A 17,992-nucleotide genomic window follows, 5' to 3' on the forward strand; every position below is an offset into this window, starting at 1 on the left:
GGATCGCGACCGCCGCTTCGGGGATCATCGGCATATAGATGGTGACGCGATCGCCCTTGGCGACGCCTTGGTCCTTCAGCGCATTGGCGAAGCGGCAGACGTCGCGGTGGAGCTCGCGATACGTGATGCGCCGCGGCTGCTCGGTGGGATCGTCGGGCTCCCAGATCAGCGCCACCGTGTCGCCGCGCGTGGCGAGATGGCGATCGAGGCAATTGGCGGAGGCGTTGAGCACGCCGTCGGCGAACCAGCTGATGCGGAAATCGTCCTGCCCGAACGACCAGTCGCCGGCCATTTCGGGCCGCTTGATCCAGTCGAGCCGGCGCGCCTGTTCGAGCCAGAAGGTGCCGGGATCTGCTAGGCTGCGCCCGTGCAGCCTTTCATAGGCTGCGCGATTGACCTTCGCGCGCTTGGCCCAATCTGCCGGTACCGGATAGACGCTCTGCTCGGACATGCTCTCTCCTTAGGGCGGCATGCCGCCCTAATCGTTTGTGGTCGCATCGCGTCGCGGAAAACCGTTGCCCACTTTTTCCGCGCGATGCTCGAACGCCCTCCCTATTGGCGGTAGCAATGGGCGGTTGGCAAGCGCCGCCGCGCCGTGCCACGGTAGGATTTCGCAGGGGGAAAGCTGATGAGCGACGGGCCAAACGACCAGCCGATGCATCACGGCGCGCCGGCGCATGCGCTTGAACGGCTGGTATTCTTTTCCGACGCGGTGTTCGCGATTTCGATCACCTTGCTGGTCATCGAGCTCAAGGTGCCGACGCTGCCCTACGCCGCATCAGACACCGCTTTCCTACAGGCGCTCGCCCATCTGACTCCGCATTTCATCGGCTTTTTCGTGTCCTTCTTCGTGATCGGCGCGTTCTGGAGCGGGCATCATCGCGCGTTCGATTGCGCGCGACATTGGTCGCCCAAATTGCTGATGCCCAATCTGTTCCTGTTATGCTCGGTCGCCGGGATGCCGTTCTTCACCGCCTTGGTCAGCGACTATTACGGCAAGCTAGTCCCGGCGGTCGCCTATTCCGGCTGGCTGCTGCTCGTCGCGATCTGCAATCTGTGGAACAACAGCATGGCGGTGGCGCCGCCGGTCGCGGCCGACGATCTCGACCCCGAATATGCCGCCCTTATCCGGCGGCGCGGCTGGGCGGTGTTGCTCGGGACGACGACCGCCTTGCTGTTCTGCTTCGTCAATCCCTGGTTCGGGCAACCTGCGCTGATGTCGATGCCGCTATGGCGCAAGCTGCTCGACTACCTCCATCGCCGCGGCGTGATCCGGAGAGTCTGAGGGTTCAGCGCGTCCGCGCGGCCAGCCGGTCGAGCCACGGCGTCGCGATCTGATTGGCCTGACGCACCAGCCCGACCGCGATTACACCGACGACGATGCCCGGCCAGCCCAGGGTCGCGGTGAACAGCACGGCGCCGGCGGCCACCGCGAGCGCGACGAGCACCACGAGCCCGACTTCGCGCTCCCCGTTGAGATCGAGCGTGATCGTGCGCGGCGCCCGGCTGTCGTAGAAGCGCGCGGTCGTGAGCAATAGCCGCCCGTCGCCGTCGCGCTTGTTGCCGCCGATGGCGGCAGCGATATTGCGCAGCAACTCGGGCGGGCCGGCGACGATCTGCGACTCGCGCAACGGCGGTGTGGAAAATGCCGGCCGATCCGACGCCACCGGCGCCACGCCCGATATGCCGACCGGTTCCGGCCACGATGGCGCAGAGTCAGGCCAGGCGTCCGTCACGGTATCGGTCAAGGTCTGATCGGACGCGTCAACATCGATCGAGTCCGACTCCGCATGATCCGCCATCGCCGGCGGCCGCTTCGCCGCCCAGGTGTCGATCACTTGCAGGCGGCCGCCGCGCTCGATCACGCGATAGCGCGACGGCGGCGGCTCGGACGGCATGTCAGCCGAACTTCTGCCGAAGGTCGAGCATCGCCAGCGCGGCCTTGGCCGCTCCACCGCCCTTGTCGGCCTGATCGGGATCGGCGCGATAGATCGCCTGGGCTTCGTTCTCGGTCGTGAGGATGCCGTTGCCGATGGCGATGCCGTCCATCGTCAGCGCCATGATGCCGCGGGCGCTTTCGTTCGAGACGATCTCGAAATGATAGGTCTCGCCGCGGATCACCACGCCGATCGCGACATAAGCGTCATAACGCCCGCTCTCCACCGCCAGCGCGAGCGCGCCGGGGATTTCGAGCGCGCCGGGAACGGTCACCGTCTCGTGCGCATGGCCCGCTTCCTCGATCGCGCGGCGCGCGCCGGCGAGCAGCATGTCGTTGAGATGGTCGTAGAAGCGTGCTTCGACGATCAATATCCGCGCCATCAATCCAATCCCCCCAGGTCGATCGCGCGTTCTCCTACGATAGACAGGCCATAGCCGTCCAATGCGACCAATATGTGATGCGTGTTGGTCAGGAGGATCATGTCTTCGACCCCCAATTCGGTCAGGATCTGCGCGCCGACGCCATAGTCGCGCAACTCGTCGGGCATCGGTGCCCCGGCCTTGTGCTGCAGCGCTTGGCTGAACCCGGTCGCGCCCGACGGCGACAACAGCACGACGACGCCCGCCCCCGCTTTGCCGATGATCTCCATCGATCGCTCGAGCAGGCCGGCGCGCTTGCCTTCCTCACCGAACAAATCGGCGAACACGCTCATCGCGTGCATCCGGACCAGAGTCGGCTTGTCGGGGTCGATATGCCCCTTGATCAGCGCGATCTGCTCGGTGCCGGTGGCCTTGTTGTAATAGGTCCGCGCCGTCCACTCGCCGCCCCAACGGCTGGTGAAGCGCGCCTCGGCACGACGCTCGACTAGATGGTCGTGCTGGCGACGATAGGCGATCAGGTCACGGATCGTGCCGATCTTGAGCTTGTGCTCCTGCGCGAAGGCAACGAGGTCGTCCATCCGCGCCATCGTGCCGTCGTCCTTCATGATCTCGCAGATCACGCCCGACGGATTAAGCCCGGCGAGCCGCGAGACGTCGACCGCTGCCTCGGTATGGCCGGCGCGAACCAACACGCCGCCGTCGCGTGCGACCAGCGGGAAGACATGGCCCGGGGTGACGATGTCGTCGCGCCCCTTGCTCGCGTCGATCGCGACCGAAACGGTGCGCGCGCGGTCATGTGCTGATATCCCGGTGGTGACGCCCTCGCGCGCTTCGATCGAGACGGTGAAGGCGGTTTCGTGCCGCGTGCCGTTGTTGCGGCTCATCAGATCGAGCCCGAGCTGCTCGATCCGCGCCTTGGTCATCGACAAGCAAATGAGGCCGCGGCCGTGGCGCGCCATGAAGTTGATCGCGTCGGGAGTCGCCATCTGCGCCGGGATGATCAGATCGCCCTCATTCTCACGATCCTCGTCGTCGACTAGAATGAACATCCGGCCGTTGCGCGCTTCCTCGATGATCTCCTCGATCGGCACCAGCGCGGGGCGCTTCTCGCGCAGGTCGAGATAGGATTCGAGCTTGCGCAACGTGTCGGCGGTCGGATTCCATTCGGGCTCGTCGAGCGTCCGCAGCGAATTGGCGTGGAGCCCGGCAGCGCGGGCAAGCCCCGAGCGCGAAATGCCGCCCGAGGAGACGAGATCGCGAACGCGATCGATCAGCATGGTGCTCATAAGGTCGAATATCACATTGCAATGTGATAAATTCAAGCAGGAATCACATTGTAGCTATTTTTCGAGCAACGACCGCATCCGGCTGAGGTAACGGGCCAGCACGTCGATCTCGATATTGACCGCCTGTCCTGCTTCGATCGCGCCGAGGGTCGTCACGGCCTGGGTATGGGGGATCAGATTGACCGTGAACTCGGTGCCCTCCGCCCCGTCGCTGACCATATTGACCGTCAGCGAGACGCCGTCGACCGTCACCGATCCCTTGGCGGCGATATAGGGCGCGAGGTCGCGCGCGACGCGGAAGGCGATCGTCTTCGAATCGCCCGACGGCTCGACCCGTACCACTTCGGCAACGCCGTCGACATGCCCCGTAACGATATGCCCGCCGAGCTCGTCGCCCAGCTTCATCGCGCGTTCGAGGTTGAGCTTGCGCCCCTCGCTCCATTGCCCCTGCGCGGTGCGCGAGACGGTTTCGCCCGATATGTCGACGGTGAACCAGCCCGGCCCCTTGTCGATCACGGTCAGGCACACGCCCGAGCACGAGATCGACGCGCCGAGATCGACCCCGCTCGTGTCGTAAGCGGTTGCAACTACCGCGCGCAGGTCGCCACGATGCTCGATCGAGCGGATCGTGCCGATATCGGAGATGATGCCGGTGAACATCGCTAATTTCCCAAGCTGCGCCGACGCTCGTCAGCGGGTGCGTTCGTAGATTTCCAGCCGGTCGATGCCCAACATCCGCGCGTCGTGCAACCGCCAGCGGCCATGCGCGTCGGCGAGATGGCCAAGCCCGATGTCGCCGAGCGCCGGACGCCCGCCGCCGATCAGGATCGGCGCGCGATAGAGCAACAGGCGATCGACCAAGTCGTCGGCGAGGAATGCCGAGGCCGCGCCGGCGCCGCCTTCGACCAGGACATGATCGATCTGCTCAAGCCCGGCGATCGCCGCGGGCGAATCGACCCAGTCCCAATGCTCGTGGTCACCGCGATGGCGAGTCATCAACAGGCGCCGCGGGCTATGCTGTTCGAGCCCGCCGAGCCGAACATCGAGCCGCGGCGCATCGGCTTCGGCGGTGCCGCGGCCGACAAGGATCGCCTCGTGCCGCGCGCGTTCGAGATGGGCATGGGCGCGCGCCGCGTCGCCGGTGATCCATTTCGATTCGCCGTCGGCGCGTGCGATGCAGCCGTCGAGCGAGGTGGCGAGCTTGAGCGTCACATGCGGCCGCCCTGCCGCGCGGCGGGTGAGGAACCCGGCCATCGAGCGCCGCGCCTCTTCGGCCATCACCCCCGCGGTCACCGCGATACCGGCCGCGCGGAGCCGAGCAATGCCCTGGCCATCGGTGCGCGGATCGGGGTCGCCGAGCGCGATCACCACCTGGGCGACGCCCGCGCCGACCAGTAGATCGCTGCACGCCGGCCCGCGCGGCGACTGGTGCGCACAAGGTTCGAGGGTCACATAGACTGCCGCGCCGTTCGCCGCCTCGCCCGCCATTGCCAGTGCCATCGCCTCGGCATGCGGCCGCCCGCCGGGCTGGGTCCAGCCGCGCCCGACGACGCGGCCATCCCTCACGATCACGCAGCCGACATTGGGATTGGGCGCCGTCCGCCCGCGCCCGCGCTCGGCGAGCGCCAGCGCGGCAGCCATGAAACGCGGGTCGCTTGTGTGCTTCAGCATGGCGTCGCCGACGTCGGATCAGATCCAAGCCGGCCCGTTCTCCTGCGAACGCAGGAGCCTAGGGCCACACGCGATTCCCTCAACAACCCTGGGCTCCTGCTTCCGCAGGAGCACGAGCCGGTCGCGATGCGACGCCCCCCTACAACCAAGGCGACAGCTTGTCGTTCAGGCGCTTGAACGCGGCCTTTCGCTCGTCGTCTTCCTTCTTCTGCTTGGCGTCCTCGATCTTCTTCTTGTCGCCGTCGATCTTCTGCTGCGCGACGATCTCCGCATCGCTGCGGTCGGCGCGCCACGACTGGACGTAGATGATGGTCGGCCGCCGCCATTCGCGCTGGACGGTCGAACCGGCGGCGAAGCCCCCGACGATCAGGATGCAGAGCATCAGAGAGCCGAACAGGATCAGGATTTCGTATTTCTTGCGCGTGCCGAGATAGCGGCGCAGGTCGAGCAACGCGCGAAACGGATTGTAGCGGCCGAGGAAACTTCCCATCGGCTCAAGATAGTCACGGGACTGGCAACAGGCCAGCCCCGCGACCGAAACGGTCACTGCTCGTTGAGCACGAACCGCAGACTCATCGTCTTCCATTGCTCGATCGGCACGCCGTCCTGGGTCGCCGGCTTGAACCGCCATTTGCCCAGCGCCTGGCGCTGCGCGGCGGCGAAGAAGGCGTCCGACGCAGCCGACACCTTTTCGACCTGCTTCACCCGGCCGTCTGTGCCGACCAGCACGCGCAGCACGACACGGCCGCTATTGCCGGCGCGTTGCTCCTCGGGCGGATAAGGCGGCTGGAGCAGGCCCTGATAGCGTGGATCGATGAACGCATCGACCATGACCGGCTTGGCGATAGGCGTCGGGATCACAGCGGGCGTCGGATCCGGACTAGTGCCGATCGCAGCCCCGGGATTCGGCGGTTGCACCTCGCGGGTGGTCGGCAACGGATTGATCGGCGGTAGCGGCAGCGGCTGCACCGGCGGCGTGTAGACTGTCTCGATCGGGGGGGTCTTGGTCTCGGTTTTCGGAGGTTCCAGCTTGATCGGAGGGGGCGGCGGCGGTTCGATGACCCGATATCCCTCAAAGATATCGGGCTTTTTCATAACAGTGGTGATCTGCAGCCCCATCACCAACGCCGCGATCGGGCCCACGGTCAGTCCCAGTGCCAGCGCCAAGCTACCCGGCCTGAACGCCGGGCCTGCGCCATAACGGTCACCATAAGTCGCCATATCGTCTCTCCTTTCACGGTCTCGGATGCCGCGACTCGGAGATGATACAACATTACATATGGCCGTCAAGATGCTCGCTGTTATCCGGACGCGAGCCGCTCCAGGGCGCGGTCACGGCCGATCAGCGGCAGTAGAGCAGCCATGTCGGGACCGTGGTCCATCCCGGTCAGCGCTCGGCGGAGCGGTAGAAATAAAGGTTTGCCCTTGCGCCCCGTCGCGTCCTTGAGCGCGCCGGTCAGCGCGTGCCAGGGATCGCCAGTCCAGTCGATCTCGCCGACGATGCGATGGGCGGTGGCCAGGAACTCGCGATCTTCGGGATCGGCGGCGGCCGAGATCGGCCCCTCCACCACGTGCCACCAATCGGCCGCGCCGGCGATGGTGGTCAGATTGGGCCGGATCGCTTCCCAGGCAGCGCCGTCCATGCCCGCAGGCAGGCGATCGGCGACCGCTGCGAACTCGAGCTGGTGGACGATCCGCGCATTGAGCTGGGCAAGCTCGCCCTCGTCGAACCGCGCCGGCGCGCGGCCGAAGCGCGAGAAATCGAACGCGGCGGTCAGCGGTGCGGGATCGACTAACGGCTCGACCGGATCGCTGGTGCCGATCCGCGCGAGCAAGGCGACGATCGCCTGCGGCTCGATCCCCTCGCCGCGGAAATGCTCGACGCCGAGCGAGCCGAGCCGCTTCGACAATTTGCCTTCCGCTCCGGTCAGCAACGCGGCATGCGCGAAGGTCGGCAGCGGCGCGTTCATCGCGACGAACATCTGCAGCTGGAGCGCGGTGTTGGAGACATGGTCCTCGCCACGCACGACATGGCTGATACCCATATCGACATCGTCGATCACGGACGGCAGCATATAGAGCCACGATCCGTCGGCGCGGCGGATCACCGGATCGCTCATCGTCGCGGCGTCGAAATGCTGGGGACCGCGGATCAGATCGTGCCATTCGATCGCGCCCGGATCGAGCTTGAACCGCCAATGCGGGCGGATGCCGTCAGCCTCGAGCTTCGCGCGATCGGCATCGCTGAGCGCCAGCGCGGCGCGATCATAGACGGGCGGCAGACCCCGTCCGAGCAGGATCTTGCGCTTGAGCTCGAGCTCCTGCTGCGTCTCGTAAGCGGGATAGATCCGCCCCGCCGCACGCAGATCGTCGAAGCGGCGTTCGTACAGTGTGAACCGCTCGGACTGTCTCACCTCCTCATCGGGTGCCAGCCCCAGCCAGGCGAGATCGGCGCGGATCGACTCGACATAGCGCTCCTCGCTACGCTCGACATCGGTATCGTCGATCCGGAGCACGAACCGCCCACCGGTCGAGCGCGCGAACAGCCAGTTGAGGATCGCGGTACGGATATTGCCGATATGGAGATTGCCGGTCGGACTCGGCGCGAAACGGGTGACGGTCATGCCCGCGACTTAGGGCGAGTGGGCGTGGGCGGCAATGCACGGACGGTGGCGGATGTCCCCGCGTCATTCCGTCCCAGCAGACGCGGCGCTATCGCTTCGAATTGTCGTCAGACATAGGCGGCGCTGACATCCTGCTTGATGCCATGGAGCCGAACGACCTGACGCCCGACGCAGACCGGCGCGGCGATGAGGCGCATCCATTTCGGCGGCCCGTTCACCGGCATGATTTCGGCGTCGAGCGTAAAGCCGCGCCGGTGCTTGATGGCATAAGCGCGCAGCCGTTCCATCGCGGCGCGCGATGGCTCTGCATATAAAGCGGCGATCTCGTCCCGAGCGAGAATCGCGCCGCGCGGCAAGCCGAACAGGTCGAACACCCCGTCCGTCCAGCTCAGCGCATTGTCGGACAAATTGCACTCCCATAGCCCAATGCCGCGCGCCGCCACGAGCTCGGAATAACGCCCTGGGACGACCAGCGCCTCACCCGGCTCGTCGAGCAGACAGCCGAGGTCGAAGCGCTGATGTTGCTCGAACAACGGCCAGCTATGGGTCAGCGGCAAGGCATAGCTCACGCTCGCTCTGTTCCGGCATGCCATGATCGGCCCGGTCAAGGGAATCCTATGACGCCGAAAGTGTGTCCAATAGGTTTCGGCGGCCTACCCGAAACGGCAAGTCGAAAGACGCTGCATGAGCAGTTCGTTCGTGACCTTCCTGAGGCTCTCGGCATCGCTGAGGAATGGCCGCTTCCCACCCAACTAACGACGTCCGGATTTAGACAGGCATCCCCGTCGCGGCAAAAGCCGCGCCGTCGGTCGGAGCCTTAGGCTCCGCCGGCCGGGGTCGCGCTGACTCGCGGAATAGCGCGGCTATTCCGCCGCGCGACCCTTGAACCCCTGCGCTACCACGAACCATTCGACCGAGCCTTTGCGGCTCGACGGCGGTTTGGCGTGCTTCACCGTCGCGAAATTGCGCTTCATTTCGGCGACCAGCGTCGAATCGGCGCCGCCCGCAAACACTTTCGACACGAAGGTCCCGCCGGGCTTGAGCACATCGATCGCGAAGGCCAGCGCGGTTTCGACCAAGGCCAACGTCCGCAACGCATCGGTCTGCGGATGCCCGACCGTGTTCGCCGCCATGTCCGACATGACGAGATCGGGCGCGCCGCCCAGTTCCTCGATCAGCCGTCCGGGCGCGGCGTCGTCCATGAAATCCATCTGCAGGATGGTCACGCCGTCGATCGGATCGACCGGCAACAGGTCGATGCCGACGATCGCCGCCTTAGGCACCTGACGCCGCACCACTTGCGACCAGCCACCCGGCGCCAGCCCCAGGTCGACCACGCGGCTCGCGCTTTTGAGGAATCCGAATTTCTCGTCGAGTTCGATCAATTTGTACGCCGCGCGGCTGCGATAGCCTTCCGCCTTGGCGCGCTTGACGTACGGGTCGTTCAATTGCCGTTCGAGCCAGCGCGTCGATTGCGGCGTGCGATTGCGCGAGGTGCGCACGCGGGTGTGTCCGCCACCGCCGCCCCTCATGGCCGTTGCGCTCCCATCAGGCGGCGCAAGATGCCCTCGCGGATGCCGCGGTCGGCAACGCCTAACCGCTCGGCCGGCCACAGATCGAGGATCGATTCGAGGATCGCGCAGCCCGCCACGACCAGATCGGCACGCTCCCCGCCAATGCACGGAAAGCGCGATCGCTCGGCGACCGACATGCCGGACAATTCGGCCGAGATGCGGCGCATCGATTCGGTCGGGACGATCAGCCCGTCGACCTTGGCGCGGTCATAATGATCGAGTTCGAGAAACACGCTGGCCAGGGTGGTGACGGTGCCGCTGGTGCCGAGCAGCCGCGGCGCGGTCAAATTCGCCGGTACACGCTTGGCGAACGCGGCGAAGCTCTCGGTCGCCAGCGCCCGCATCCGCGCATAGGATTCGCCCAGCGCCTCGGCGCTCTCGCCGCCGCCGGCATGTTCGGTCAGCGAGACCACGCCCCAGCGCGCCGAATGCCAGTCGAGCACGCGCGGATGATCGCCCGACAGGTCGATCAGCACCAATTCGGTCGATCCGCCGCCGATATCGAAGATCAGCGCCGGTCCGTCGCCCGGCTCCATCAGCGCGTGGCAGCCGAGCACCGCCAGCCGCGCCTCTTCCTCGGGGGAGATGATATCGAGCCGGATGCCGGTCTCGCGATAGGCGCGCTCGATGAATTCGGCGCCGTTAGCCGCCTGGCGGCACGCCTCGGTCGCGACCGACCGCGCGACCAGCACGTTGCGGCGGCGCAGCTTGTCGGCACAAATCTTCAGCGCGGCGATGGTGCGGTCGATCGCCGCATCGGACAGCCGTCCGCTCGAAGCGAGCCCCTCGCCCAGCCGCACGATCCGCGAAAAGGCGTCGACCACGGCGAAGCCATTACCTTGCGGCCGCGCGATCAGCAGGCGGCAATTGTTGGTGCCGAGATCGAGCGCGGCGTAATGCGGTGCATCGCCCCAGCGCTTGTTCGGGATGCGGGCCGGACGGGCGGCGGGCTTGCCCATCGGGGCGGCGCGCTGCCGGTGCGGCATATTGGCGGGAACGTCCCCCATGCCGTCGTAACTCTTATATTCTTGCGGTCCGGCCCATAGCCCTCCGCTGCTTGGCGCCGAGCCTAACCGAACTGGCGCGATGCGACAAGCGAAGGCCCGATCGGCGATCTCGCCGGTTGCGTCCAAGGCCTTGACCGGTCGCGCCAGCCCGCCTAGAGCCCGCCGCCTGTTGCCCCGTCGTCTAAAGGTAAGACTACGGACTCTGACTCCGTCAATTGAGGTTCGAATCCTCACGGGGCATCCAGGATTTCCTCTTATAAAACAAAAACTTAATCGTCCACTGGACGCGGAAGCGTGTTGCTTAGACAATGCCGCATGTTGCTTCTGGAAACCGCAGATTTCCGTCGATTACCGGGCAATCTCGGCCACTCCGTGCAACACGGGTGCAACAAGGTGGTCGGTCAAAAAATGGCAACTGTCCGATTTCATCGGACGGTTGAACGGGTTATGATGGCGCTAGCCCCGCCGGCTTGAGGATAACGGCGACGGTCAGGCGGTCGGTGCGTCGTGAGGAGCGGGCCGCCCGCCGTTGTCTGGCTCCCTAAACGGTTCCGCCGTGATCAGGGCTGAGTTGGTCGTAGCGGTTCGCTATCGCCTTCCAGGTTTCCACGCCCGCCTCATCGCCCGCGATGGCAAGCGCACTGATCCTCTCGGCAATGTGGCGCGGCGCATCGTCACCGTATTGGCGCTCGATCGCGAGCGCACAGGCCCATAGCTCCCACTCAGGCAGCGCCATCCCGCAATCAGCCCTTCAATCGAACCCCAGGACCGCCAGCTAGCAATTCGCCATCGGCGAGGAATACCACGCCGGCCGCGTCGAGAGCCGCACGGATGGCCGTCAAATTGTTCGGGATCGGCACGTACGCGCCCGCTTCATAATTCTTGATCGTCGACAGCCCCACGCTCGCCGCGCGCGCAAGCTCCGCCTGCGTCATCCCGATCAGAGCGCGAGCGGCCCTACATGTTCCTGGGTTCATGCAAACGGTAATATCAACCAATTTAGCCAACAGCAACCACATCGGTTGACATAGCCCAAAAGTGGCACGATAACCATTTTAGCTAACCAAACGGCTAGCGGCCGGATGGGGAAGGTGGAAGCTCCCCGCACCCGGCCTGATCGCAACCCTGCACAGAGGGACACGACTATGGACCGTATTAACACATCGCCATCCCGGCGCACCATCATCGGTGGCGTCGGGCTGGCCACAGTGGCGTGCGTAGCACTGCCAACCAAAGCAGTCTCGCCGACTGGGTCGCCGGACTATGCAATTGAAGCGGCCTGGGAACGCCGGCAAACGGCGTACGCAGCATTTAAAGTCGTAGACGACCTAGCGGAAGAGCAGCGCCTTTGGGCGGTGGTCGACACCGCCGAAGAGATCATCAGATCAACCAACGCTCGCACCCCCAAGGGAGTGCTGATCCAGCTCTGGTGTGCCCTCTATCACTCGACTGCGGCGTTGTCACAGGAACAGGACGACGCAGTCACGCGCGGAGATCTCGACGCTGTCGATGCCGAAGACCGGATGTTGGACTGGAACGCGCGGCTGATGATCGCGGCTATGCGCTCCCTCAAAGCGATGGAGGCATGAGGTGTACGCCCTCCGTAACAACTCCGCTGCGCGCGCCGTCGTGCCCTCCTCGCCATATAAACCGAGCCTCGCAGAGCATGAGCGCCGGTACAGTTCGCCAACCCATCTTCCGCTAATTGAACGGCATCTGCGGGAGACTGGTATCCGCCCAACCCGGCTTGGGCGGATCATCGCGAACGACCCGAACTTTGTCGCAAATTTGCGCCAAGGCCGAGTGCTTGGCGAGCGAGTGGCGGAGAAAGTTGACGCCTATTTTCGCGGATACATTCGCGGTTTGGTGGCCCAGATAAAGTGGGGAGATGAGTGATGGGCGCCATCATTCCCCTTGATCGGCTTGAGCCGATGTTTCGCGCGATTCCTAGTCTACCACGTCCGGTGCTGGCCCGGCTCACCGAGAAGATGATTGAGCGGCTGGATCAACTGGATGGCGATCCAGATGCCGAGCTGAACGGTGACGAGGAAGATAGCAACAACGCAGAAGATGACTTCTTCGTCCACGAGCCCACGTCCCCGTATGGCGATGCTGGTTGCCCGATTAGCGATCCGCCCGAAGATGGCGATGCTGATCGGTGTCAAGCTGGCGACGACGGCGTATTCTCTGGGCCGGGCATTGGCTATCCGGTGCGTGAGGGTGTGTGGGGACCGGGCGATCCCGAGGATGGCGAACCTTAAAGCATCGACCGCCGATCAAACGCGAATTCGGGCGCCCGGCATCGGCGGGGCGCCCATTTTCTGTCCTCCCGCAAGCCGTTGACGATACGCTGTTAAGTTGGAAGCTTCGTCGACATCCTTTACTAAAACGCAATGGCAAAGCTGACGATCAATCGCACCCACCCTAAGGACCCGATCTACATCCAACTTTTTGTGATGAACAATTTCAAGAGCAAGGGGGCCACCGTTGCCGGCCTGTTCGATACCGGAAACGACCACACGATGATCAGCAAAGCCCTTGCCGACACGTTGGCTTTGTCCACGAGCGGGAGCTCGCTCCAGGTCTTCGGTCCGACCGGAGCGTCCATCGCTGCCCGAACGTTAGTTGACATCGGTATAGAGTTCGACGGCGGAGAAAAGCGGACGATCACCAATCACGAGGTCGGGGTCGTAGAAGGCCTGAGCAATCACGCCCTTATCGGTCGCGACTTCCTTGAACGATTCGATATTTCGATAACAACGGACGGTGTGTTCGTGATGACCCGTGCGTAGCGGCACGTCGGTCATCTTCGCTCTGCCTAGTCCACTACCTCCCAATCGAGACGTTCTGTCATAGGTCGACCGCAAATCCGGCAGACACTGTGACGGTCACCGAACTTGTCCATCCTTGTACGAGCTCTCGACCGATGGTGGCCGATTATATGGCAAAGCCAGCCGAAGATACGCACGAGACACTCCGAAAAATTGCGCGATACCGCCGCGCAAGCGGAAAACGATACGAACCGCGTCCCGTTCAATATTGAGAGCGTACCAAAATCGTTTTTCCAGCGCCGCTCGCTGCGGATCGGCAGACTCCCGCCGTGCTTGATCGCGCTATCCTTTGGAAAATGGTCCAGAATGACCCGACCGCCTTGCCGGTCCGCGCTCACTCAATAGGATGGCCGCATTCAGAAACTGCTGGTGCCCACCCGCACCGCCCCGGTCGCCTCCCTCCCGCGACCGGGGCGTTTTTTATGCGTTATAGTGCTCGACCCACTGCGAAGGACCAGGCGATATGACCGACCAGGAAACCGAGGATTACACGGAGAAGGTGCGCGTGGCGCTCGGCCAGGCACTGTTCGGCTTATCGGCAGATGGCAGGACCCTACCCCTAGACGATGAGATTTTCGTTCCGACGCTCATTGGCGTCATGCGCGGGCTCGCATCACTTGCCGCGGCGCGCATGGTTGGCGGAGGGCCGGTTGAGCTCGACGGCTTGGGTGCCGCGTTGGGGCGGGAGTTCGCTGAGACGGCGCGGCAGTTAGAGGCGGTGTTTCGTCAGGTTCAGGAGCAAGAGGGGAAGGCGGCAAATTGAATGCGGGGCTAACCTCTGTGACGGGGAAGGTCGATAGGCGGTAGTGGATTTAAAGGGTCTTAGTCGCCGACAGCCGAACTTAGCTGCTCGATCAGCAGCCGTTCGATGAAATCGTTCATTGCGCTGAGGTCAGGCTCCCCGGTCGCATTGTAGCCTGCGTCAGCTACCCGCAGCGCACTCTGATATTCGTCATCATTCATTTTGATAAGTTCGAGGACCGTTGGCGCACCAGGAAGAACGAACCCCATTCTCAAACATATACAGGTGTAACAAAAGGCCCGCGCAGTGCGTCCGTTACCGTTTTTGAAGGGGTGCACCCAATTTATCAGCCAGAGCGTAAACGCTCCCATTTCGACGGGTATTGAGTTCATCCATCGTTCGCTAATTTGGCCAAATAGCCGATCCATGTGCCCTTCCACCTCTTCGGCAGAAGGCGGCACGTACACGACTGTTCCATCTTCTTTGGCGAGGTGCACGGGGCCATCTCGATAAATCCCCGGCTTGGCCAACAATAGAAACGTGGCCGTGCGGTGCAACTCTCGCAGAGCGTTCTGGTTGGGATGATGCTGGGCGCTCTGTTCGCTGTCGTTAGCGTAGTGATGCAAGAAGAACCTAACGAGGGCTTCAATCAAATTGATCTGGCTCGATTGGTTTAGCACCTCGATTTCGTGCGCCACATCGCCCGAAATCAAATCCCAGTTCGTGTCGAACATGGACGCCCCATAAAAAAAGGCCCGGACTATCCGGGCCTCTTAATTCTGAGCAGTATCGGTGTGCTGTCAAGCAATGCCCTCAAGCTCGCCGAGAAGCGTCTCAACCTTCTCCTTGGTGAGCGTTGAATTATGGCCGCGAAGACCCATCACAAGGCTCACTCGCTGAGCGCGGCGCTCAGCCGGGGTCATCTTGTGGAGTTTGGCGCGAGCGACCAAGTCGTTCAGGCGCGCGGACTGAGCCATTTTGGTTCCTTTCCCCTGCCGAAAATTGCTATCGCAGTTAGATAAACGCGCATCGGAAAAAAAGGTTTAACGAACGCTGAATATTTTAAACCGCGAATCAACGGCCAAAAATTCTAACACGTGCGGGCGCTGCCGTGAATCCCACTAAGCTAATTATCTGCGCTTTCCGCCAAAACCACGTTTGAACACGCGCTTCTGCCGTGCGCGGGATCTTCAACTCCGCAGCCGGCTCAAAGCCCGCTTCCACTGCCGCTCACTCGGCATCGGCAAAATCACCGTCGGCTCGCGATCCTTCGACCAGGACACGAACGCACCGGCACCGCAACGCTTGCAACGCAGCCGTCGCGCAACGCTCTGCATCCCGACGTCCCAACCGCGACGCTCGAAGAGCGCCCACAAAGCATGCGGATCGAATACTCCCCAAGCCGCGCACCGTCGGCACGTCGCCACGACCGCGAAATGCCAGGCCGCGGCTTCCAGCAGATTGGTTGGCAACGGACTCCCATCATGCCCGTAGCGTGCCACATCAGCCCTCGCGGGGCTCGCAGCCAGTCGGCCAAGGCTCGTCGACGCCGAACACGCCCGGGCGTTGCAGGCCAGGGAGATAGTCCGGCCGCACGACGATCGTGCGATTGAGCACATCCATCACGGAATTCACCACTTCCTCGAGCATCGACGGGCCGCTGATGCCTAACTCGCGCTTCTTGTACGGCTTGAGCACCTGGAGCTTGATCGCGATGCGCATTCGAAGCTCGTCGTGGGAAATGACCTGCATCAGGCCGCCTCGAACAACGGAAGCTGCTCGCCCTTAGCTGCGGTGAGGGCACGTGCCCGTTGCGCCGCTTCGACCGCCTGGCGATAGTGGATCGTGCCCAGGCGTTCCGCTTCCTCGAATCGCACCGGCGCCCAATCCTCCGTTGGATAGCAGGCATCATATGTCTCGCGCGCAATCGCACGCAGCAGCGGATCATGCTGCACGGCCGTTCTCCTTCAATGTCGAATCGCCGACTCAGCGGCGGAGAGGAAGGCTAGAACAAAAACGGAACACGCGGCAACCGATTCGTGCTAGACCTCGATCAAGCCGAGTCGTGAAAGGAGTGATGACGCGTGGCCCGATTGTTTGTTGCCCAGGTCGGATCGCAGGAGATCGCCGACCAATTCGGCGTCGAGGACGCCCCCATCATTTCCATGCCAAGCGAGATGACCGAGGGATTAGAAGGTCCGATCGTCATCGAGAATGGCGGGCGACGATTGCTCAAGGTGGCGCACTGGGGTTTTCCGCGACGCACACTGAAAGCGGCTATCCGCGGCGAAGAGCCGGGTATCATCGGGCTCGTGGCAGACCTGACGAACCCCATGTGGGATACGCTAGTGGTCGACCCCCGCTATCGATGCCTGATCCCGCTCACCCACTTCGCGAACCCTGCCGGCGATCAAGGATCGAAAACGAGGTCGTGGTTTTCCGTGAAGGGCGAACCGTTGGTTGCGTGGGCCGGCTTCTGCCGGAACTTGCCGGATGTCGGTCCCGTGTTCGCCGGCATGACGATGACCGCCAGCGATGCCGTGATGCCCTACAACGACAGGATGCCCGTGCTGCTCGGGCAAGGTGAGTATGCGCGCTGGCTGCACGGCTCGATCAGCGATGTGATTGAATTTCAGTTTCGGGCGCCGATGGCTGCGGAGCGCATCGAGGTGACGCATACCGACGATCGGTGGCGGAGTGGGGACGTGCCGGAGTTTGCGGCTGCCGGGCAGATTGCGCTACTATAGCGTAGCGTCCGCTATTGGGTGGAAGGCGGACTCTCGCCGATCTATCGTCCAGCGAGGAAGAGGATGCGGCAGTGGACTTTCAGAACCGCGACTTCATCGAGCTGGTGAAGCGAACACGCGAGGAGTTCGACGTCTCCATTGAGGAGGCTCACAACATCATCTTCGCCGACGAGGAAATGCGCCGCCTTGTCGCGTGGCGCGTGAACCATGACGGGGAGTGCCGGAAGCAGGCGCTGTGGGACTTGCGCCACAAGGGCGACCGCTCACGCTTCATCCGTGATGGCGAAGGAATCCGATTTCGCAGCAGCGACGGGCAGCGGTAGCGTCCGCATTTGGGTCGGACGCAGCCATGGCATCGTCGGCCCGTCGTGGTAGGATAGTGGCATGTGCAATCTCTACACAATGCGCAAAAGCATGGCCGAGGTCGCCGCGCATTTCGGCGTAAAGGTGCCATCGTTCTCGAACGCGCCTGAGGAAGCCTACCCCGGTACGCCCGGCACCGTTGTCCGCGAGGAAGCCGGCGAGCGCGTCATGCAGTCGATGACCTGGGGCTTCCCGCTGCGTCTCAAAGGAATGTCGCCGACCGCCAAGCCAAAGCCGGTTAATAACATCGCTGACATCCAGAAGTCATTCTGGCGGGGATTGGCGGCCAAACCGCAATGGCGCTGCCTAATCCCCCTGACGGCATTCGCCGAAGCCGAGGGGCCGAAGGGCGCCAAGACCCGAACTTGGTTCAACGTGAGGGATCAGCCGATCTTCGCAGCGGCCGGCCTCTGGCGCGTCAGTGACGAATGGGGACCGGTGTATTCGATGGTCATGACCGACTGCAATGAGGCGATCCGGCCGGTACACGACCGGATGCCGGTCCTGCTCATGCCCGACGATTACGACGCTTGGATACACGGTGACTTCGATACGGCGGTCTCGTTTCAGCAGCGCTGCTTCCCCGACAAGCTCATAAAGATGACGCGGACCGATGAACTTTGGGTAAGGCCTCGCAGCGTAATGAAAGGTGTTCTGCCCTTACACTAACATTCAGGACAGCGCGGGCGCCCTCGGCTGGCCGCAATAACTATCCGGCAGCGGCATCTTGAGATCGCGCGCCCAGCCGCAGACCCTTGCCACCTTGTCACGATGCAAGCGACCCCAATCGACCATAGCGTTCCACCACTGGCGCTCTGCCTGCTCGGC

The 17,992-nt window shown here is 63.5% G+C and carries 26 protein-coding genes and 1 tRNA gene; 9 read left to right on the forward strand and 18 right to left on the reverse strand.

Features of this window, described 5'->3' with window-relative positions:
- A partial coding sequence (locus SAS01S_RS08305) for an acetyl-coenzyme A synthetase N-terminal domain-containing protein (protein WP_157082718.1) occupies positions 1-451 on the reverse strand: 451 nt, incomplete at its 3' end.
- A gap of 177 nt (positions 452-628) precedes the next feature.
- On the opposite strand from SAS01S_RS08305, the gene SAS01S_RS08310 reads away from it, so the two are divergent.
- Positions 629-1,285, forward strand: coding sequence for a TMEM175 family protein (locus SAS01S_RS08310; RefSeq protein ID WP_066807069.1), 657 nt, complete (start codon positions 629-631; stop codon positions 1,283-1,285).
- A 4-nt stretch (positions 1,286-1,289) separates the two neighbouring features.
- On the opposite strand, the gene SAS01S_RS08315 is transcribed toward SAS01S_RS08310, so the two are convergent.
- The 11 genes from SAS01S_RS08315 to SAS01S_RS08365 all read right to left on the reverse strand — a co-directional run bounded on the left by SAS01S_RS08315 (position 1,290) and on the right by SAS01S_RS08365 (position 10,481).
- A complete protein-coding gene (locus SAS01S_RS08315) occupies positions 1,290-1,898 on the reverse strand; it encodes a hypothetical protein (RefSeq protein ID WP_066807071.1) in 609 nt (202 codons plus the stop codon).
- Between the two features lies 1 nt (position 1,899).
- Positions 1,900-2,319, reverse strand: coding sequence for a 6,7-dimethyl-8-ribityllumazine synthase (ribH, locus tag SAS01S_RS08320; protein WP_066807073.1), 420 nt, complete (start codon positions 2,317-2,319; stop codon positions 1,900-1,902).
- A complete protein-coding gene (gene ribB / locus SAS01S_RS08325; RefSeq protein WP_066807078.1) occupies positions 2,319-3,605 on the reverse strand; it encodes a 3,4-dihydroxy-2-butanone-4-phosphate synthase in 1,287 nt (428 codons plus the stop codon). The genes ribH and ribB overlap by 1 nt, the downstream gene beginning before the upstream one ends.
- Positions 3,606-3,659: 54 nt before the next feature.
- Positions 3,660-4,265: a riboflavin synthase gene (locus SAS01S_RS08330; RefSeq protein ID WP_066807079.1), complete on the reverse strand. Its 606-nt coding sequence runs from the start codon at positions 4,263-4,265 to the stop codon at positions 3,660-3,662.
- 30 nt (positions 4,266-4,295) lie between these two features.
- Positions 4,296-5,246 (reverse strand): bifunctional diaminohydroxyphosphoribosylaminopyrimidine deaminase/5-amino-6-(5-phosphoribosylamino)uracil reductase RibD, encoded by a 951-nt coding sequence (gene ribD, locus SAS01S_RS08335; protein ID WP_066807187.1) that lies wholly within the window; start codon positions 5,244-5,246, stop codon positions 4,296-4,298.
- 169 nt (positions 5,247-5,415) lie between these two features.
- Positions 5,416-5,823, reverse strand: coding sequence for a hypothetical protein (locus tag SAS01S_RS08340; protein ID WP_157082719.1), 408 nt, complete (start codon positions 5,821-5,823; stop codon positions 5,416-5,418).
- Positions 5,820-6,497: an energy transducer TonB gene (locus SAS01S_RS08345; protein WP_066807082.1), complete on the reverse strand. Its 678-nt coding sequence runs from the start codon at positions 6,495-6,497 to the stop codon at positions 5,820-5,822. Before SAS01S_RS08345 ends, SAS01S_RS08340 begins: the two co-directional genes overlap by 4 nt.
- An 80-nt stretch (positions 6,498-6,577) precedes the next feature.
- Complete coding sequence (gene gltX / locus SAS01S_RS08350) at positions 6,578-7,900, reverse strand: glutamate--tRNA ligase (protein WP_066807083.1); 1,323 nt, start codon at positions 7,898-7,900, stop codon at positions 6,578-6,580.
- Positions 7,901-8,007: 107 nt separating this feature from the next.
- On the reverse strand, positions 8,008-8,469 hold the full coding sequence (locus SAS01S_RS08355; protein WP_245656813.1) for a PAS domain-containing protein: 462 nt from the start codon (positions 8,467-8,469) through the stop codon (positions 8,008-8,010).
- Between the two features lie 294 nt (positions 8,470-8,763).
- Positions 8,764-9,432, reverse strand: a complete 669-nt coding sequence (locus tag SAS01S_RS08360; RefSeq protein ID WP_066807086.1) for an RlmE family RNA methyltransferase — start codon at positions 9,430-9,432, stop codon at positions 8,764-8,766.
- Positions 9,429-10,481 (reverse strand): Ppx/GppA phosphatase family protein, encoded by a 1,053-nt coding sequence (locus SAS01S_RS08365; RefSeq protein WP_245656814.1) that lies wholly within the window; start codon positions 10,479-10,481, stop codon positions 9,429-9,431. The genes SAS01S_RS08360 and SAS01S_RS08365 overlap by 4 nt, the downstream gene beginning before the upstream one ends.
- 170 nt (positions 10,482-10,651) lie before the next feature.
- On the opposite strand from SAS01S_RS08365, the gene SAS01S_RS08370 reads away from it, so the two are divergent.
- Positions 10,652-10,725 (forward strand) — tRNA-Gln (locus SAS01S_RS08370).
- Positions 10,726-11,022: 297 nt separating this feature from the next.
- On the opposite strand, the gene SAS01S_RS08375 is transcribed toward SAS01S_RS08370, so the two are convergent.
- Both SAS01S_RS08375 and SAS01S_RS08380 read right to left on the reverse strand, forming a co-directional pair.
- Complete coding sequence (locus SAS01S_RS08375; protein WP_066807087.1) at positions 11,023-11,217, reverse strand: DUF6961 family protein; 195 nt, start codon at positions 11,215-11,217, stop codon at positions 11,023-11,025.
- A gap of 7 nt (positions 11,218-11,224) precedes the next feature.
- Entirely contained in the window at positions 11,225-11,500 is a 276-nt protein-coding gene (locus SAS01S_RS08380) for a helix-turn-helix domain-containing protein (protein ID WP_245656815.1), read from the reverse strand.
- A 126-nt stretch (positions 11,501-11,626) separates the two neighbouring features.
- Between SAS01S_RS08380 and SAS01S_RS08385 the strand changes: the two genes are divergently transcribed.
- The 4 genes from SAS01S_RS08385 (at position 11,627) to SAS01S_RS08400 (ending at position 14,075) form a co-directional block, all read left to right on the forward strand.
- Positions 11,627-12,070: a hypothetical protein gene (locus SAS01S_RS08385; protein ID WP_066807090.1), complete on the forward strand. Its 444-nt coding sequence runs from the start codon at positions 11,627-11,629 to the stop codon at positions 12,068-12,070.
- 306 nt (positions 12,071-12,376) lie between these two features.
- Positions 12,377-12,742: a hypothetical protein gene (locus tag SAS01S_RS22455; protein WP_157082720.1), complete on the forward strand. Its 366-nt coding sequence runs from the start codon at positions 12,377-12,379 to the stop codon at positions 12,740-12,742.
- 132 nt (positions 12,743-12,874) lie between these two features.
- Positions 12,875-13,273 carry a retropepsin-like aspartic protease gene (locus SAS01S_RS08395; protein WP_066807096.1) on the forward strand — a complete coding sequence of 133 codons (399 nt, stop codon included), beginning with the start codon at positions 12,875-12,877 and terminating at the stop codon, positions 13,271-13,273.
- A 502-nt stretch (positions 13,274-13,775) separates the two neighbouring features.
- Complete coding sequence (locus tag SAS01S_RS08400) at positions 13,776-14,075, forward strand: hypothetical protein (protein WP_066807098.1); 300 nt, start codon at positions 13,776-13,778, stop codon at positions 14,073-14,075.
- 59 nt (positions 14,076-14,134) lie between these two features.
- On the opposite strand, the gene SAS01S_RS08405 is transcribed toward SAS01S_RS08400, so the two are convergent.
- The 4 genes from SAS01S_RS08405 to SAS01S_RS08415 all read right to left on the reverse strand — a co-directional run bounded on the left by SAS01S_RS08405 (position 14,135) and on the right by SAS01S_RS08415 (position 16,009).
- Positions 14,135-14,788: a Fic family protein gene (locus SAS01S_RS08405; RefSeq protein WP_066807100.1), complete on the reverse strand. Its 654-nt coding sequence runs from the start codon at positions 14,786-14,788 to the stop codon at positions 14,135-14,137.
- A gap of 66 nt (positions 14,789-14,854) precedes the next feature.
- Positions 14,855-15,031 carry a hypothetical protein gene (locus SAS01S_RS22460; RefSeq protein WP_157082721.1) on the reverse strand — a complete coding sequence of 59 codons (177 nt, stop codon included), beginning with the start codon at positions 15,029-15,031 and terminating at the stop codon, positions 14,855-14,857.
- Between the two features lie 526 nt (positions 15,032-15,557).
- Positions 15,558-15,806, reverse strand: coding sequence for a hypothetical protein (locus SAS01S_RS08410; protein WP_157082722.1), 249 nt, complete (start codon positions 15,804-15,806; stop codon positions 15,558-15,560).
- Positions 15,806-16,009, reverse strand: a complete 204-nt coding sequence (locus tag SAS01S_RS08415; RefSeq protein ID WP_066807105.1) for a hypothetical protein — start codon at positions 16,007-16,009, stop codon at positions 15,806-15,808. The genes SAS01S_RS08410 and SAS01S_RS08415 overlap by 1 nt, the downstream gene beginning before the upstream one ends.
- 129 nt (positions 16,010-16,138) lie before the next feature.
- On the opposite strand from SAS01S_RS08415, the gene SAS01S_RS08420 reads away from it, so the two are divergent.
- The 3 genes from SAS01S_RS08420 (at position 16,139) to SAS01S_RS08430 (ending at position 17,833) form a co-directional block, all read left to right on the forward strand.
- Entirely contained in the window at positions 16,139-16,801 is a 663-nt protein-coding gene (locus SAS01S_RS08420; RefSeq protein ID WP_066807107.1) for an SOS response-associated peptidase family protein, read from the forward strand.
- A 71-nt stretch (positions 16,802-16,872) separates the two neighbouring features.
- On the forward strand, positions 16,873-17,124 hold the full coding sequence (locus tag SAS01S_RS08425) for a hypothetical protein (RefSeq protein ID WP_157082723.1): 252 nt from the start codon (positions 16,873-16,875) through the stop codon (positions 17,122-17,124).
- Between the two features lie 61 nt (positions 17,125-17,185).
- Positions 17,186-17,833, forward strand: a complete 648-nt coding sequence (locus SAS01S_RS08430; RefSeq protein ID WP_066807111.1) for an SOS response-associated peptidase — start codon at positions 17,186-17,188, stop codon at positions 17,831-17,833.
- Positions 17,834-17,992 lie beyond the last annotated feature (159 nt).

The organism is Sphingomonas asaccharolytica NBRC 15499, assembly GCF_001598355.1.
Lineage (GTDB): Bacteria > Pseudomonadota > Alphaproteobacteria > Sphingomonadales > Sphingomonadaceae > Sphingomonas > Sphingomonas asaccharolytica.

What these genes read in the sequence shown, in the direction of transcription:
- SAS01S_RS08345 (WP_066807082.1), bottom strand. Translation starts at nt 6,497, where the DNA reads ATGGCGACTTATGGTGACCGTTATGGCGCAGGCCCGGCGTTCAGGCCG.
- ribH (WP_066807073.1), bottom strand. Translation starts at nt 2,319, where the DNA reads ATGGCGCGGATATTGATCGTCGAAGCACGCTTCTACGACCATCTCAAC.
- SAS01S_RS08400 (WP_066807098.1), top strand. Translation starts at nt 13,776, where the DNA reads ATGACCGACCAGGAAACCGAGGATTACACGGAGAAGGTGCGCGTGGCG.
- SAS01S_RS08430 (WP_066807111.1), top strand. Translation starts at nt 17,186, where the DNA reads ATGTGCAATCTCTACACAATGCGCAAAAGCATGGCCGAGGTCGCCGCG.
- SAS01S_RS08330 (WP_066807079.1), bottom strand. Translation starts at nt 4,265, where the DNA reads ATGTTCACCGGCATCATCTCCGATATCGGCACGATCCGCTCGATCGAG.
- SAS01S_RS08360 (WP_066807086.1), bottom strand. Translation starts at nt 9,432, where the DNA reads ATGAGGGGCGGCGGTGGCGGACACACCCGCGTGCGCACCTCGCGCAAT.
- SAS01S_RS22460 (WP_157082721.1), bottom strand. Translation starts at nt 15,031, where the DNA reads ATGGCTCAGTCCGCGCGCCTGAACGACTTGGTCGCTCGCGCCAAACTC.
- SAS01S_RS08405 (WP_066807100.1), bottom strand. Translation starts at nt 14,788, where the DNA reads ATGTTCGACACGAACTGGGATTTGATTTCGGGCGATGTGGCGCACGAA.
- SAS01S_RS08410 (WP_157082722.1), bottom strand. Translation starts at nt 15,806, where the DNA reads ATGCAGGTCATTTCCCACGACGAGCTTCGAATGCGCATCGCGATCAAG.
- SAS01S_RS08375 (WP_066807087.1), bottom strand. Translation starts at nt 11,217, where the DNA reads ATGGCGCTGCCTGAGTGGGAGCTATGGGCCTGTGCGCTCGCGATCGAG.
- SAS01S_RS08395 (WP_066807096.1), top strand. Translation starts at nt 12,875, where the DNA reads ATGGCAAAGCTGACGATCAATCGCACCCACCCTAAGGACCCGATCTAC.
- SAS01S_RS08380 (WP_245656815.1), bottom strand. Translation starts at nt 11,500, where the DNA reads ATGTGGTTGCTGTTGGCTAAATTGGTTGATATTACCGTTTGCATGAAC.
- gltX (WP_066807083.1), bottom strand. Translation starts at nt 7,900, where the DNA reads ATGACCGTCACCCGTTTCGCGCCGAGTCCGACCGGCAATCTCCATATC.
- ribD (WP_066807187.1), bottom strand. Translation starts at nt 5,246, where the DNA reads ATGGCTGCCGCGCTGGCGCTCGCCGAGCGCGGGCGCGGGCGGACGGCG.
- SAS01S_RS08310 (WP_066807069.1), top strand. Translation starts at nt 629, where the DNA reads ATGAGCGACGGGCCAAACGACCAGCCGATGCATCACGGCGCGCCGGCG.
- SAS01S_RS08385 (WP_066807090.1), top strand. Translation starts at nt 11,627, where the DNA reads ATGGACCGTATTAACACATCGCCATCCCGGCGCACCATCATCGGTGGC.
- SAS01S_RS22455 (WP_157082720.1), top strand. Translation starts at nt 12,377, where the DNA reads ATGGGCGCCATCATTCCCCTTGATCGGCTTGAGCCGATGTTTCGCGCG.
- SAS01S_RS08315 (WP_066807071.1), bottom strand. Translation starts at nt 1,898, where the DNA reads ATGCCGTCCGAGCCGCCGCCGTCGCGCTATCGCGTGATCGAGCGCGGC.
- SAS01S_RS08365 (WP_245656814.1), bottom strand. Translation starts at nt 10,481, where the DNA reads ATGGGGGACGTTCCCGCCAATATGCCGCACCGGCAGCGCGCCGCCCCG.
- ribB (WP_066807078.1), bottom strand. Translation starts at nt 3,605, where the DNA reads ATGAGCACCATGCTGATCGATCGCGTTCGCGATCTCGTCTCCTCGGGC.